This is a genomic window from Kineosporia succinea (assembly GCF_030811555.1).
Taxonomy (GTDB): domain Bacteria; phylum Actinomycetota; class Actinomycetes; order Actinomycetales; family Kineosporiaceae; genus Kineosporia; species Kineosporia succinea.
Window position 1 is genome coordinate 7,109,159 of the sequence record NZ_JAUSQZ010000001.1, and the last position, 13,894, is coordinate 7,123,052.

Here is a 13,894-nt window from a genome sequence, read left to right on the forward strand (position 1 = left end):
GGTGTCTGTCCCGGCGTCCGCTCAGGCCGTAGGGTGCTGGCGGTGGGAGATCCTCAGCACGCCCGGGCCGAGATGCGCCGCTCGATCGGTGAGTTCCTGACCACCCGCCGGGCCCGGCTCCAACCGGGGCGGCTGGGGCTCGGTGCGGGCCCGAACCGGCGGGTGAAAGGACTGCGCCGCGAGGAGGTCGCGGCGCTGGCCGGGATCAGCGTCGAGTACTACGTGCGGCTCGAGCGCGGGCGGGTGCACGGCGCCTCGGACGCCGTGCTGGAGGGCGTCAGCCGGGCGCTGCAGTTCGGCGACGCCGAACGCGAGCACCTGAGCGCCCTTCTCGACGCCGGCAGCGGCACCCGGCCCTGCCGCCTGATCACCGCGCCGGCCACGTTGCGTCCCACCCTGCAGCGCATCCTCGACTCGATGAGCACCACCCCCGCCCTGGTGCTGAACGGGCGGCTGCGGGTGGTCGGGGGCAACGCGGCCGGGCGGGCGCTGCTCCCGGTCGACGACCTGGCCCGCCACGTCTTCCTCGGGCCCCCGGGCTTCTGGCGCGACTGGGACGACATCGCGATCGACGTCGTCAACCGGCTGCGCGCCGAGAGCGGCCGCAACCCGTGCGACCGGGTGCTCGGCGATCTGGTGCAGGAGCTCTCGTCGAGAAGCCCGGCCTTCGCGCGGAACTGGGCCCGGCACGACGTGCACGTGCGCACCCACGGCGTGCACCACGTGCGTCACCCGCTGGCCGGCGACCTCGACCTGCCCTACGAGATCACGCCGCTGGCCTCGGATCCGGGGCTGACGCTGGTGATGTTCAGCCCCGAACCGGGCAGCGCCTCCGAGGAGGCGCTGCACCGGCTGGTCTCACGAGGTCCGGACGAAGGCGAACTGCTGCGGGGCCAGCTCGCGGGTGCCGAAGGCCGTGCCGGTGCGCAGATCGGTGCCCTCGAGCGTGACCGTGGCCGGTTCGGCGCCGTGGTTGATCACGGTGACGATGCCTGCGCGGCGGGCGATCTCGACACCCGCGGGCAGGTCGAGGCCCGCCACGCCCGAGGCCTCGAGCAGCCGTGAGGTGACCGCGTCGAGCCCCGCCGCGTCGGGCATGGTGGCGATGTACCAGGCCTGCCCCTGGCCGTGCTCGCGCCGGGTCAGGGCCGGACGGCCCTTCGACGGCCCGGTGGTGAACGTGGCGAGCACGTCGGCGTCGTCGGCCCACAGCGCCTCAGCGACGTAGGTCGCGCCGAAAACACCCTCCCCGCCGTTGAATCCGGCCAGCGCCGCCGGTGCGCCCGGGGAGACCGGGTCGTCGTCCAGCACCTGCTCCCCCGCCCGGTCGGCCCCGTGCGCGCGGGCCGGCGGCGGCAGCGGGCGGAAGTCCTCGAGGCCGACACCGAGCACCGGCCCGAGCCGGGTCAGGTAGCCGCCCTCGCGGAAGCGGTCGCACCCGTCCACGATGTCGCTGAACGGGCCGGTCAGCAGCACACCGCCGCCCTCGACGAACGTCGTCAGCGCCGGGCCGCCGGAGTCACGCAGCAGGTACAGGAACGGCGCGACCGCCAGACGGTAGCGGCTGTCGACCTTCTCGGGCGGGACCACGTCGACGCTCACGCCGCGCCGGTAGAGCGCGCCGTACCACTCACGGATCAGGGCCAGGTAGTCGAGAACCGTCGGATGGTCGGGGTTCTCGATCGCCCACCAGTTCTCCCAGTCGAAGACCAGGGCGACCCGGGCGTCGTCGCCGGGCGGCGGGAGCTCGGGCAGCGCGGCCAGATCGGCCCCCAGGGTGGACGCCTCCTGCCAGGTCCGGGTGCGGGTCCCGGCGTGCGGGAGCATGGCCGAGTGGAACTTCTCGCTGCCCGCGCGGGACTGGCGCCACTGGAAGTAGAAGATCCCGTCGGCGCCCCGCCCGACCGACTGCGCGGTCTCGGCCGCGAGCTGGCCGGGCTGCTTGGACAGGTTGGCCGGGCGCCAGTTCACCGCGTCGGTGGCCTGTTCCATCAGCAGCCAGGGCTGCCCCCGCTTCAGCGAGCGCACCAGGTCACGCTGGAAGGCGGTGTTGCGCGGGCGTTCCGGGTCGCCCGGGTCCGGGTAGCAGTCGTCGGTGATGACGTCGATGTACGGCGCCCAGTCGGCGTAGTTGCCGGGCTTGAACGCGCCCATCATGTTGGTCGAGATCGGCTGGGTGGCCCCGGCGGCGCGGATGATGTCGTACTCGGCCCGGTAGCACTCGAGCCACATGTCGGACATGAAGCGCTGATAGTCGAGCAGCTGGGCGGGGTTACGGCTGTAGGGGGCCTTGAGCGGGGGCATGACCTGGTCCCAGTCGCCGTACCGCTGCGACCAGAAGGCCGTGCCCCAGGCCTCGTTGAGCCCCTCGACGCTGTGGTACCGGCGAATCAGCCAGTCCCGGAACGCCTTCTGCGCCGACGAGGAGTACTCGGCGGGCAGGTGACACCCGTATTCGTTGTTGACGTGCCACATCACGATCGCCGGGTGCTGCGCGTAGCGCTCGGCCAGGCGCCTGACCAGTTCGGCGGCCAGCCGCCGGTAGGTGGGCGAGGCGGGCGAGTAGTGCTGGCGGGACCCGTGCCAGTAGGTGGCGCCGTTCTCGTCGGTGGCCAGCACGTCCGGGTGCTGGACGCTCACCCACGGCGGCGGGGAGGCCGTGGCGGTGGCCAGGTTGATCCCGATGCCGGCGGCGTGCAGCTTGCCGATCACGGTGTCGAGCCAGGTGAAGTCCCAGACATCGGGCGCGGGCTGGATGCGCGACCAGGAGAAGATGCCCAGGCTGACGGTGGTCACGTTCGCCTCGCGCATCAGGCGTACATCGTCGTCCCAGACGGGCTCGGGCCATTGTTCGGGGTTGTAGTCGGCGCCGTAGAGCATGGGTTCGTCAGCATCCTTGCCGTCGGGTCTGAGGCTGTCGTTCACAACCTAATGGCGGACGCGCCAGTGCCTCACAGTGACCGTCACCACCCGCGGTGGCCGGGGAGGGCGAAGGACCCGTCGGACCTCCTGGGCGCGAGCACAGAACACCCCCTATACCGATGAGGTATAGGGGGTGTTGTGCGGCCGGGCGTGGATGGATGCCGCTCGTCGCCAGCCGGCCGGAGCGGCAGTCGCCCGCCGGTACGGTTCGTCCCCGAATGCCGCGGCGAAAGGCCGTCCGTGTGTCTCAGACCACGCCCAGGATCCTCTTCGGCGCGGATCGGCGACCTATTCTGCCCGCGTGTTCTCAAAGATTCTTGTGGCCAACCGGGGCGAGATCGCCGTCCGGGCGTTCCGCGCCGCCTACGAGGTGGGCGCCCGCACGGTGGCGGTCTTCCCGTACGAGGACCGGTGGAGCGAGCACCGGCTGAAGGCCGACGAGTCGTACGAGATCGGCGAGCGCGGTCACCCCGTGCGGGCCTACCTCGATCCGGAGGCCATCGTCGCGACGGCCGTGCGGGCCGGGGCCGACGCGATCTACCCCGGCTACGGGTTCCTGTCCGAGAACCCGGCGCTGGCCGAGGCCTGCGCCCGGGCGGGCATCACGTTCGTCGGGCCGGGCGCGGACGTTCTGGAGCTGACGGGCAACAAGGCCCGCGCGATCGCGGCGGCCAAGGCCGCGGGCGTCCCCACGCTCGCCAGCATCCCGCCCTCGCGGGACCCCGACGAGCTGATCGCCGCGTCCGCCGAACTGCCCTACCCGCTCTTCGTGAAGGCCGTGGCCGGGGGCGGCGGACGCGGGATGCGGCGGGTGGACCGGCCCGAGGACCTGCGCGCGGCCGTCGAGGTGTGCATGCGCGAGGCGGACGGCGCGTTCGGTGACCCGACGGTCTTCATCGAGCAGGCCGTGGTCGACCCGCGCCACATCGAGGTGCAGATCCTCGCCGACGGCGAGGGCGACGTCATCCATCTGTTCGAGCGTGACTGCTCGGTGCAGCGGCGGCACCAGAAGGTCGTCGAGATCGCGCCGGCACCGAATCTGGATCCGGCGCTGCGCGACCGGATGTGCGCGGACGCGGTGCGTTTCGCGCGGGAGATCGGCTACCGGAACGCCGGGACGGTGGAGTTCCTGCTGGCTCCCGACGGAACCTATGTCTTCATCGAGATGAACCCGCGCATCCAGGTCGAGCACACCGTGACCGAGGAGGTCACCGACGTCGACCTGGTGCAGTCGCAGCTGCGCATCGCCTCCGGCGAGACTCTCTCGGACCTCGGCCTGTCGCAGGACACCGTGCGGCTGCGGGGTGCCGCGCTGCAGTGCCGGATCACCACCGAGGACCCGGCCAACAACTTCCGACCGGACACGGGCGTCATCACCACCTACCGCTCCCCCGGTGGTGGCGGCGTGCGGCTCGACGGCGGCACCGTGTACACCGGCGCCGAGGTCAGCGCGCACTTCGACTCGATGCTGGCCAAGCTGACCTGCCGGGGCCGCACGTTCGAGAAGGCGGTGGAGAAGGCCCGGCGGGCGGTGGCCGAGTTCCGCATCCGGGGCGTCTCCACGAACATCCCCTTCCTGCAGGCGGTTCTGGACGACGAGGACTTCGCCGCGGGGCGCGTCACCACGTCGTTCATCGAGACGCACCCGCAGCTGCTGCAGGCGCGCGGCTCGGGCGACCGCGGCAGCAAGATGCTGACCTACCTGGCCGGGGTGACGGTGAACCAGCCGCACGGGCCCGCGCCGGTGACGCTCGACCCGGCGCTGAAGCTGCCGGCCGTCGACCTGGTGGCGCCCGGGGCCGGAACCCGGCAGCTGCTGCGGAAACTCGGCCCGGAACAGTTCGCCCGGCGGCTGCGTGAGCAGAAGGACGTCGCCGTCACCGACACGACGTTCCGGGACGCCCACCAGTCGTTGCTGGCCACCCGCGTCCGTACCCGGGACCTGCTGACCGTCGCGCCCTACGTGGCCCAGACCACCCCGCAACTGTGGTCGCTGGAGGCCTGGGGCGGCGCGACCTACGACGTGGCGCTGCGGTTCCTCGCCGAGGACCCGTGGGAGCGGCTGGAGAAGCTGCGCGAGGCCGTTCCCAACATCGCGCTGCAGATGCTGCTGCGCGGGCGCAACACCGTGGGCTACACGCCCTACCCGACCAAGGTGACCGACGCGTTCGTGGCCGAGGCCGCGTCCACCGGCATCGACGTGTTCCGGATCTTCGACGCCCTGAACGACGTCGAGCAGATGCGGCCCGCGATCGAGGCGGTGCGCGCGACCGGCACCACCGTGGCCGAGGTGGCGCTGTGCTACACCGGCGACCTGTCCGACCCGGGCGAGAAGCTCTACACGCTGGACTACTACCTGCGGCTGGCGTCCCGGATCGTCGAGGCGGGTGCGCACGTGCTGTGCATCAAGGACATGGCCGGGCTGTTGCGCGCCCCGGCGGCGACCCGGTTGGTCACCGCCCTGCGCAGCGAGTTCGACCTGCCGGTGCACCTGCACACCCACGACACCGCGGGCGGGCAGCTGGCCACGCTCACCGCGGCGATCGCGGCCGGGGTGGACGCCGTGGACGCGGCCACCGCCTCGATGGCCGGCACCACCTCCCAGCCGCCGCTGTCGGCGCTGGTCGCGGCGACCGACTTCGGCGAGCGCGAGACCGGCCTGTCGCTGAAGGCCGTGAACGCGCTGGAGCCGTACTGGGAGGCCGTGCGCCGGGTCTACGCACCGTTCGAGTCCGGCCTCGACTCGCCCACGGGACGCGTGTACCGGCACGAGATCCCGGGCGGGCAGCTGTCGAACCTGCGCCAGCAGGCGATCGCGCTCGGGCTGGGCGAGAAGTTCGAGCAGATCGAGGACATGTACGCGGCCGCGAACGACATCCTCGGCAACGTGCCCAAGGTGACGCCGTCGTCCAAGGTGATCGGCGACCTGGCGCTGGCCCTGGTGGCGGCCGGCGCCGATCCGGCCGGGTTCGCCGAGCACCCGGGCTCGTTCGACATCCCGGCCTCGGTGATCGGGTTCCTCAACGGCGAGCTGGGTGACCCGCCCGGCGGCTGGCCCGAGCCGTTCCGCACGAAGGCGCTCGAGGGACGCCCGTGGACCGCCCCGGCCTCGGACCTGACGCCCGAGCAGGAGGCGGCGCTGGCCGCGGATCCCCGCAAGACGCTGAACGAGCTGCTCTTCCCCGGCCCGACGCGGATCTTCACCGAGGCCCGCTCGACCTACGGCGACACCTCGGCGCTGCCCACGCTCGACTACCTCTACGGGCTGCGGCGCGGCGAGGAGCACGTCGTGGAACTGAGCGAGGGCAAGACGCTGATCATGGGCCTGCAGTCGATCAGCGAGCCGGACGAGAAGGGCTTCCGCACCGTGATGGCGCGGCTCAACGGGCAGATGCGGCCGATCAGCGTGCGTGACACCCGGATCGCGGCCGAGATCCCGTCGGCCGAGAAGGCGGACACCTCGCGGCCCGGGCACGTGGCGGCGCCGTTCCAGGGCGTGGTGACGGTGGTCGTGGCGGCCGGCGACAAGGTGGCCGCGGGCGACACGGTGGCGACGATCGAGGCGATGAAGATGGAGGCCTCGATCACCGCACCGGTCGAGGGTGTGGTCAAGCGCCTGGCGGTCAGCGGGGTGCAGAGCGTGGACGGCGGTGACCTCGTTCTGGAAGTGGGGTGAATTGTCCTTTTTGGGAGGTCCACGGAACGATTCTGTGAAACGCTCGGGCCTCCCGATACGAGTGAGGTCTGGGTGTCGATGTCAGCGGTGGACCGGGCCAGGCACGCGTCGTCACCCTCACCTCTGAGACATCGCACGCAGGTCGGCCTCATCGCGCTGCTGACCCTGCTGGTCTCCGTCAGCGTGATCGGGCCCCTGACACCGGCTCTCGAGGGCGTGCACCCCACCGCCGGCCAGCTCTCCTGGCAGGGAACGGCCCAGTTCCTGCCGGGAGTGCTGCTGGTGCCGGTGCTCAGCCGGGCCCGGCGCCGGCGGCTGGCCGCCCTCGCCGTGCTGGCCCTGGTCCTGGCCGGTGAGTTCCTCGTCGCCCTGGCCCCCACCTACGACGTGGTCATGGTCGGCACCGCCCTGACCGGGCTGTCGGTGGCGGTGCTGCCGGTGTGCCTGGCCGCCGCCCACCGCACCGCGGGCGACGGGGCGGCCGGTGCGGTCGCGGTCGTCGCGGCGATCGGGCCGCTGCTGGAATGGCCGGTGTTCTGGGGCTTCTACGACTCCGCACACCTCCCCCTCACCCCCTGGGTGCCGGTGGCCTTCGCCGGCGCCGCGCTCACCCTGGCCCCGTTCGCCCTGGTGCCGCCCGCCGTGGCCACCGACCGCCCCTCGGCCGGCGGCATCCTGCTCCTCGCGCTGATACCGGCCCTGGCCGTGACCTACCTGCACACGCTGCCCCACACCCCGCTGCCGACAGCCCTTTTCGCGGTCGCCACCGTGGCGCTGCTGGTGCTCGCCCGGCGGGTCGCGATGCCGCACCGGCCGCTGCGGGCCGTGCTCCCGGTGCCCGTGATCGCCGTGGCCCTGGCCGGCGCCGTGACCCTGCTGAGCCTGCTCGCGAACACCCTTCCCGCCACGAGCGTGGTGTTCCCCCGCGGCGTGCTGTGCATCGTGGTCGCGGCGGTGCTCGGCGGGCTGCTCTCGGCCGCGCTCGCCTCGCCCCTGTTCTGCCTGCGCACCGGCCTGGCCCTGCTCACCGCCGCGAGCGGGTGGCTGGCGCTGATGCACGAACACTGGTGGTCGATCGTGGGCGGCCTGACCGCGGTGGGGCTGGGGGCCGGGTTCGCCCTGGCGGCCGTGACCCAGATGTCGCTGCGGGGCAGCCTGGCCCAGGCCCCGGGTGCCCTGGCCCTGCTGCAGCTGCTCGGCGCGGCCGGCGGCTACGTCGCCTCCGGCCTGTTCTTCCAGCTCTACCGCCAGTCGCAGCAGGACCTGCGCACGATGCTGCTGGTGGCGGCCGGCCTGCTGCTGCTGACCGGCCTCACCACCGTCGGGCGTTCACGCCGCCCCGCTCGAGATCTCCGCCGGGGCTGACGAACTCGCGTCCGGGGACAGCGCCTAGTACGAGCTGTCGCCCGGCTTGCCCTCGAGCACGGCGCGGGCCGAGGAGACGCCGAGCCGGGTGGCGCCGGCGGCGACCAGGGCCTGGGCGTCCTGCGGGGTGCGGATGCCGCCGGAGGCCTTGATCCGCACGTCCGGCCCGATCGCCGCGCGCATCACCTCGACGGCGTGCACCGTGGCGCCGCCGGCGGGGTGGAAACCGGTGGAGGTCTTGACGAAGTCGGCCCCGGCGCGGGTGGCGGCCCGGCAGACGGCGGTGAGCTGCTCGTCGGTCAGCGCGGCCGACTCGACGATCACCTTGAGCAGGTTCGGGGCGGGCACGGCGGCGCGGACGGCGGCGATCTCGTCGTAGGTGGTGTCGAAGTCACCGGTCACCGCGGCACCGACGTTGATCACCATGTCGATCTCGACCGCGCCCTCGGCGACGGAACGGCGGGCCTCCTCGGCCTTCACGGCGGCGCCGTGGGCTCCGCTGGGGAATCCGCACACCGTGACGACCGCGAGGTCCGAACCGGCCGCGGCCTCCTTGGCGACGGTCACGAGCGTCGGGGAGACGCAGACGCCGAACACGGCCAGCTCCCGGGCGTCGGCCACCAGCGCGCGCACCTGGTCAGGGGTCGCCTCGGGCTTCAGCAGGGTCTGGTCGATGTATCGGGCGAGGTTCTCGGTCATGGCGCGCAGTTTACGGGTCCGGGGCACCGGGCTCGAGGACGCGGTGGCCACCGCCCGCTCGCCGGTCACCGGCGGTGGTCGTCGGGGGACGCCGGTGCGCCCCGACCGCACGACGGTCACCCGATGCCCCCACGGGCTCACGTTCCGCTCTTGACGGGTCACCGGCCGCCGCCTAGGTTTGCGCCTCACGGCCACCTTTCGGGTGAGCCGTCCTTTTACGCCCACTGGGAAAGCGCTTTCCGCCCGTTACAGCGACGTACACGGAGGAACTTGATGTCCTGGAAGAAACGCGCCGGCCTCGGCGCGGTCGCCCTGTTCGCCGCCACCCTCGCCCCCCTGACCGCCAGTGCCGCCGTGACCACCCCGTCCGCCGTCGGCGACCCCGCGGACGCGATCACGTCGTCCACCGTGGGCAGCCCCGCGAGCGTGACCACGTCGTCCACCGTCGGCGGCCGGAAGACCGTGACCGTCGACGGCCGGCAGGCCGAGAAGATCGACCGCGGGCTGGTGGCCCTGCCCACCGGCGACGGGGTGCTGGTCAGCTGGCGGCTGCTGACGCCCGGGGATCCGGCGTTCCACGTCTACCGCAACGGGAAACGCATCACCACGAAACCCGTGAGCGGGCGCTCGAACTACACCGACGCCAAGGGCCGGGCCGGTGACCGGTACGCGGTCCAGCCGGTCGGCGGCGCCCGCACCCCGGCCGTGAAGGCCTGGGGCGCCGACCATCTCGACATCCCGCTGGACAAGCCCGGCGAGGGCTACAAGGCCAACGACGCCGGCGTGGGCGACCTCGACGGCGACGGGCAGTACGAGATCGTGCTGAAGTGGGACCCGGCGGTCTCCAAGGACAACTCGCAGTCGGGCGTGACCGGCGAGGTCTACCTCGACGCCTACGAGCTCACCGGCAAGAAGCTCTGGCGCATCGCGCTGGGCCGGAACATCCGGGCCGGAGCGCATTACACGCAGTTCCTGGTCTACGACCTGGACGGCGACGGGCGCTCGGAGATCGTGTCCAAGACCGCCGACGGCACGATCGACGGCACCGGCACGGTGATCGGCGACGCCGCGGCCGACCACCGCAACGCCGCCGGTTACGTCCTGACCGGGCCGGAGTACCTCACCGTGTTCGCGGGCCGCACCGGAAAAGCGCTGAGCACCGTCGATTACGAACCCCCGCGCGGCACCGTGACCGACTGGGGCGACGGCTACGGCAACCGCGTCGACCGGTTCCTCGCCGGGGTGGCCTACCTCGACGGCCGGCGGCCGAGCTTCGTCATGGCCCGCGGCTACTACACCCGCACCGTGCTGGTGGCCTACGACTGGCGCGGCGGCAAGCTGACGAAACGCTGGACGTTCGACAGCAACAGCGCCGGCAAGCAGTACGAGGGACAGGGCAACCACGAGCTCTCGGTGGCCGACGTCGACTCGGACGGGCGCGACGAGATCGTCTACGGAGCACTCACCCTCGACGACGACGGCACCGTGCTCCACAGCACCGGACTCGGCCACGGAGACGCCCTGCACGTCGGCGACCTCGACCCGGCCCGGCCCGGTCTCGAGGTGTTCGGCGTGCACGAGAGCAAGAGCGCCACCTACGGCCTGGAGATGCACGACGCCCGGACCGGCGAGATCCTCTTCGGCCAGAACACCGGGATCGACACCGGCCGGGGACTTTCCGCCGACATCGACCCGTCCCACCCGGGCGAGGAGGTCTGGGCCGTCAACGGCGCCTGGAACTCCCCCACCGGCTGGCTGTTCAGCGCTGCGGGCGAGCTGATCTCGAACACCGTCCCGTCGGCGAACTTCGCGATCTGGTGGGACGGCGACCTGAACCGCGAGCTCCTCGACCACACCTGGGACGCCACCACCGAGACCGGCGTGGGCACGATCGGTACGTGGGACCCGGCCACCCTGAGCACGAAGAACCTGCTCACCGCGACCGGGACACTGTCGAACAACCACACCAAGGGCACGCCGTCGCTGCAGGCCGACATTCTCGGCGACTGGCGCGAGGAGGTGCTGTGGCGCACCGCCGACAGCACCGCCCTGCGCCTGTTCGCCACGCCCTACCCGAGCGCGTACGGCTTCCGCACCCTGATGCGTGATCCCGTGTACCGCCTCGGGATCGCGTGGCAGAACGTGTCCTACAACCAGCCGCCGCACACCGGTTTCTACCTGGGCACGCCCTGAGGCACGCCCTGAGGCACGCCCTGAGACAGGCCCTCAGCCCACTCCTGGACGGTGATCACCGAGGCCTGCATCGGGAAGACCTTCCGCATCAGCACCTCGTGGACCTCCGGATCCGCGTCCAGGCAGCCGTCTTCGAGCACGGTGATCCCGTAGTCGAGGTCGGCCGCCTGGCGCAGGGTCGAGAGCACCACGCCGCTCGTGGCCACCCCGGTGAGCACGAGGTGCTCGACGCCCTGCGCCCGCAGCACCATCTCGAGGTCGCTGCCGGCGAAGGCGGAGACCCGGCGCTTGAGGACGACGACCTCACCGGGGCGCGGTGTCACCTCCGCGACGATCTCGTTGGGCGGTGCACTGTTACCGGCCCGGGCCGGCAATCCACCGAACATCTTGTTGCGGGAATGGATCTCGGGATATCCCGGCCGGAAACCGACCTTGGCGTAGATCACCGGGACCTCCTGCGACCGGGCGGCCTCCACGGCCCCGGCCAGGCGTTGCGCGTACCCCTCGTCCGGGTAGCGGGCGACGACCAGGTCCTGCACGTCCATGACGAGCAGTGCGGTACGGGACATCCTGTTCCCTCTCCTGTTTCAGTGGAAGAGCTGCCGGGCGGTGGCCAGCAGCTCCCGTCTCAGCACATCGTCGGGCAGACCCGCCAGCAACGGGTCGACACCGCTCAGCATCAGCCCTCCCCCGAGCACCGACAGGGCCACCCGCCGGGCCGGTGACGGATCGGCGCCGAGCAGCAGGTCCTGCAGGCGCTGCACCCGGCCGGGCAGATCGGTGAACGCCCGCAGCACCGGCTCGACGCCCGGGTCGCCGTGCAGCACCGCGGCCAGGGTGCGCTGCTCGACAACCAGGTCGACCATGCCGCGCAGCAGCACGTCGAGCTGCCCGGCGCGGTCGGCGATGCTCTCGGCCTCGTCGACCAGCGCACCCACCGCGTCGGTGGCCGGTTGCACGACCGCGACGACCATCGCGTCCTTCGTGGGGAACTGATGGTAGACGGACGCCTTGGCGACACCGAGACGGTCGGCGATCTGCTGCAGCGAGGTGCCGTGCACCCCGTTCTCGGCGAACAGCTCCAGCGCCGCGGCCAGGATGCGCTCGCGGGTCTCGCCCCGCCGGCCGACCGGTCTTGCCACTAGACGGCCATCAGCGGTTCGTGCGCCCCAGGTCGACGGGCAGCTGGATGCCCGTGACGTGCCGCGCCTCGTCGGAGGCCAGCCAGGCGACGGCCGCGGCGATGTCCTCGCTCTGGCTGACACCGTCGGGCAGGCTCCCCATGAACATGGGCGCCAGCAGCGGGTACTCGGCCGAGTAGGTGCGGACCTCGGTCATCTGCAGACCGGTCATCACCCCGTGCGGGTGCACACTGTTCACCCGGATACGGTACTCGGCCAGCTCGTTCGCCAGCGTCTTGGACAGGCCGGTGACGCCGTGCTTGGCCGCCGCGTAGTCCCCCAGGAACGGCAGCCCGACCAGACCGGCCACCGAGCTGGTGAAGACGATCGCCCCACCGGTGTTCTGCTCGATCATGATCGGGATCGCGGCCTTGGCGGTGTGGAAGGCACCGGTCAGGTTGATGTCGATCGTGGTCCGCCAGTGCTCCGCATCGATCTCCCAGACCCGCGCGGCCGTGGTCATCCCCGCGTTCGCGATCACCACGTCGAGGCGGCCCAGCTCGGCGACGGCGTCCTGCAGGCCGCTCCGCACGGCGTCGAAGTCGCGGACGTCGGCCTGGACCGTGACGATGCGCCGATCGAGTTTCTCGACCTGGGAGGCGGTCTCGGCCAGATCCTCCGGGGTGGCGCCGGAGTAGGTGGTGGTCGGGATGTCCTGGCAGATGTCGAGGGCGATGATGTCCGCGCCCTCGGCCGCCAGGCGCACGGCCTCGGCCCGGCCCTGCCCGCGCGCGGCGCCGGTGATGAACGCGACCTTGCCCACGTAACGCCGGGCGATCGGCTCGGAGGGGACGGGCGGGGCAGGTGGCACGGGATGCTCGCTCATGGGGTCCTCCCGGGGGTAGAGGTGAGAGTCTGCCGTTCGGCTGACCAAAAGCTAGCCGCTCGGCAGACTCGTTGTCTGTACCGCGCTCGCGGTAGGCCGTTGGTTCATCCCGGGACGGATCTGCTCCTATGGTGATCAAGCACGACCCGTCCCCCATCGGAGGATCCATGACCTGGCAGACCGGCAAGTCGGTTCCCGAGCTGATCGGTGCGGCCGAGGGGCTGTGGGCGCAGGACCCGGCCGTCAACACGATCCTGCTGACGCTCACCAGCAATGCCCAGGCCCCGCACACCGGGGGCTGGTGGAGCGAGACCGACGGCACCGTGACCGGCAGCTACCTGCGCAGCACCATCGAGACCGTGCTGCTCGGCGCGATGCCGGCCGGGGTCGCCCGGGTGCTCGCGGCGCACCTGGCGGACGTGCGGGTGCGGGCCGTGCAAGGGCCACGGGAGAGCGTCGAGGAGTTCAGCGCCGTGCGGGAGCGCGTCACCGGAGCCCGCCGCGACCGCCAGATCGCGATGGCCCTGCACCGGCTCGGCACGCTCACCCCGCCCCGGCCGCGGCCGGCGGGCTCGCCCCGTCCCGCCGGCCCGCACGACCGCACCCTGCTGCTCGGCTGGTTCGACGCCTTCGGGCGGGAGACCCACACCCCGGTCGACCTGCCCGCCGCGGTGGACGACCGGCTGGCCTCCGGTTCCCTGCTGATCTGGGAGCACGACGGCCGCCCGGTGTCCCTGGCCGGCAGCACCGGCCCGCACCGGGGCAGCTCCCGCATCATCTCCGTCTACACGCCACCCGCACTGCGGGGCAACGGTTTTGCCGGCGGGGTGGTGACCGCGAGCGTCGAGGCCGCCCTGGCCCGGGGCGCGGCCGGCGTCGTGCTGTTCACCGACCTGGACAACCCGACGAGCAACGCGCTGTACCGGCGGCTGGGCTTCGAGCGGGCCGGGGACTTCCTGCAGGTCCAGTACGACAGCTGACAGCCCGTCCGGCCCTTGCGCGGCGGCGCCGCCGCGCGCCACCTCCCGAACC

General features: G+C 72.2%; 10 protein-coding genes and 1 pseudogene. 6 read left to right on the forward strand and 5 right to left on the reverse strand.

Annotation, left to right across the window (positions count from 1 at the left end; translation table 11 throughout):
• Positions 1-72: 72 nt before the first annotated feature.
• Positions 73-843 (forward strand): annotated as a pseudogene (locus tag J2S57_RS31400) (helix-turn-helix domain-containing protein); the annotation flags it as partial.
• 15 nt (positions 844-858) lie between these two features.
• On the opposite strand, the gene J2S57_RS31405 reads toward J2S57_RS31400, so the two are convergent.
• Entirely contained in the window at positions 859-2,925 is a 2,067-nt protein-coding gene (locus J2S57_RS31405) for a beta-galactosidase (protein ID WP_307249613.1), read from the reverse strand.
• Positions 2,926-3,223: 298 nt separating this feature from the next.
• Here J2S57_RS31405 and J2S57_RS31410 point away from each other — a divergent pair, with 298 nt between their 5' ends.
• Both J2S57_RS31410 and J2S57_RS31415 read left to right on the forward strand, forming a co-directional pair.
• Entirely contained in the window at positions 3,224-6,598 is a 3,375-nt protein-coding gene (locus J2S57_RS31410; RefSeq protein ID WP_307249614.1) for a pyruvate carboxylase, read from the forward strand.
• 78 nt (positions 6,599-6,676) lie between these two features.
• Positions 6,677-7,963 carry a hypothetical protein gene (locus J2S57_RS31415; protein ID WP_307249615.1) on the forward strand — a complete coding sequence of 429 codons (1,287 nt, stop codon included), beginning with the start codon at positions 6,677-6,679 and terminating at the stop codon, positions 7,961-7,963.
• Between the two features lie 24 nt (positions 7,964-7,987).
• On the opposite strand, the gene deoC is transcribed toward J2S57_RS31415, so the two are convergent.
• Positions 7,988-8,662 carry a deoxyribose-phosphate aldolase gene (deoC, locus tag J2S57_RS31420; protein ID WP_307249616.1) on the reverse strand — a complete coding sequence of 225 codons (675 nt, stop codon included), beginning with the start codon at positions 8,660-8,662 and terminating at the stop codon, positions 7,988-7,990.
• Between deoC and J2S57_RS31425 the strand changes: the two genes are divergently transcribed.
• Positions 8,661-8,816: a hypothetical protein gene (locus tag J2S57_RS31425; RefSeq protein WP_307249617.1), complete on the forward strand. Its 156-nt coding sequence runs from the start codon at positions 8,661-8,663 to the stop codon at positions 8,814-8,816. The two genes, deoC and J2S57_RS31425, sit on opposite strands and share 2 nt — an antisense overlap.
• A 119-nt stretch (positions 8,817-8,935) precedes the next feature.
• A complete protein-coding gene (locus J2S57_RS31430) occupies positions 8,936-10,855 on the forward strand; it encodes a rhamnogalacturonan lyase (RefSeq protein WP_307249618.1) in 1,920 nt (639 codons plus the stop codon).
• Here J2S57_RS31430 and J2S57_RS31435 read toward each other — a convergent pair.
• From J2S57_RS31435 to J2S57_RS31445, 3 genes are read right to left on the reverse strand one after another with little or no spacing between them, the layout of a single operon-like run.
• Complete coding sequence (locus J2S57_RS31435; RefSeq protein ID WP_307249619.1) at positions 10,837-11,424, reverse strand: cysteine hydrolase family protein; 588 nt, start codon at positions 11,422-11,424, stop codon at positions 10,837-10,839. The two genes, J2S57_RS31430 and J2S57_RS31435, sit on opposite strands and share 19 nt — an antisense overlap.
• Before the next feature lie 18 nt (positions 11,425-11,442).
• The gene (locus tag J2S57_RS31440) at positions 11,443-11,997 is read right to left on the reverse strand and encodes a TetR/AcrR family transcriptional regulator (protein WP_307249620.1); all 555 of its coding nucleotides are present in this window, start codon (positions 11,995-11,997) and stop codon (positions 11,443-11,445) included.
• A gap of 10 nt (positions 11,998-12,007) precedes the next feature.
• Entirely contained in the window at positions 12,008-12,862 is an 855-nt protein-coding gene (locus J2S57_RS31445) for a mycofactocin-coupled SDR family oxidoreductase (protein WP_307249621.1), read from the reverse strand.
• A 167-nt stretch (positions 12,863-13,029) separates the two neighbouring features.
• Between J2S57_RS31445 and J2S57_RS31450 the strand changes: the two genes are divergently transcribed.
• A complete protein-coding gene (locus J2S57_RS31450; protein WP_307249622.1) occupies positions 13,030-13,842 on the forward strand; it encodes a GNAT family N-acetyltransferase in 813 nt (270 codons plus the stop codon).
• Positions 13,843-13,894 lie beyond the last annotated feature (52 nt).

Bases quoted from the DNA above. Each gene is read 5' to 3' on its own strand.
- J2S57_RS31415 (WP_307249615.1), top strand. From the start codon at position 6,677: ATGTCAGCGGTGGACCGGGCCAGGCACGCGTCGTCACCCTCACCTCTG.
- J2S57_RS31425 (WP_307249617.1), top strand. From the start codon at position 8,661: ATGGCGCGCAGTTTACGGGTCCGGGGCACCGGGCTCGAGGACGCGGTG.
- deoC (WP_307249616.1), bottom strand. From the start codon at position 8,662: ATGACCGAGAACCTCGCCCGATACATCGACCAGACCCTGCTGAAGCCC.
- J2S57_RS31430 (WP_307249618.1), top strand. From the start codon at position 8,936: ATGTCCTGGAAGAAACGCGCCGGCCTCGGCGCGGTCGCCCTGTTCGCC.
- J2S57_RS31435 (WP_307249619.1), bottom strand. From the start codon at position 11,424: ATGTCCCGTACCGCACTGCTCGTCATGGACGTGCAGGACCTGGTCGTC.
- J2S57_RS31445 (WP_307249621.1), bottom strand. From the start codon at position 12,862: ATGAGCGAGCATCCCGTGCCACCTGCCCCGCCCGTCCCCTCCGAGCCG.
- J2S57_RS31450 (WP_307249622.1), top strand. From the start codon at position 13,030: ATGACCTGGCAGACCGGCAAGTCGGTTCCCGAGCTGATCGGTGCGGCC.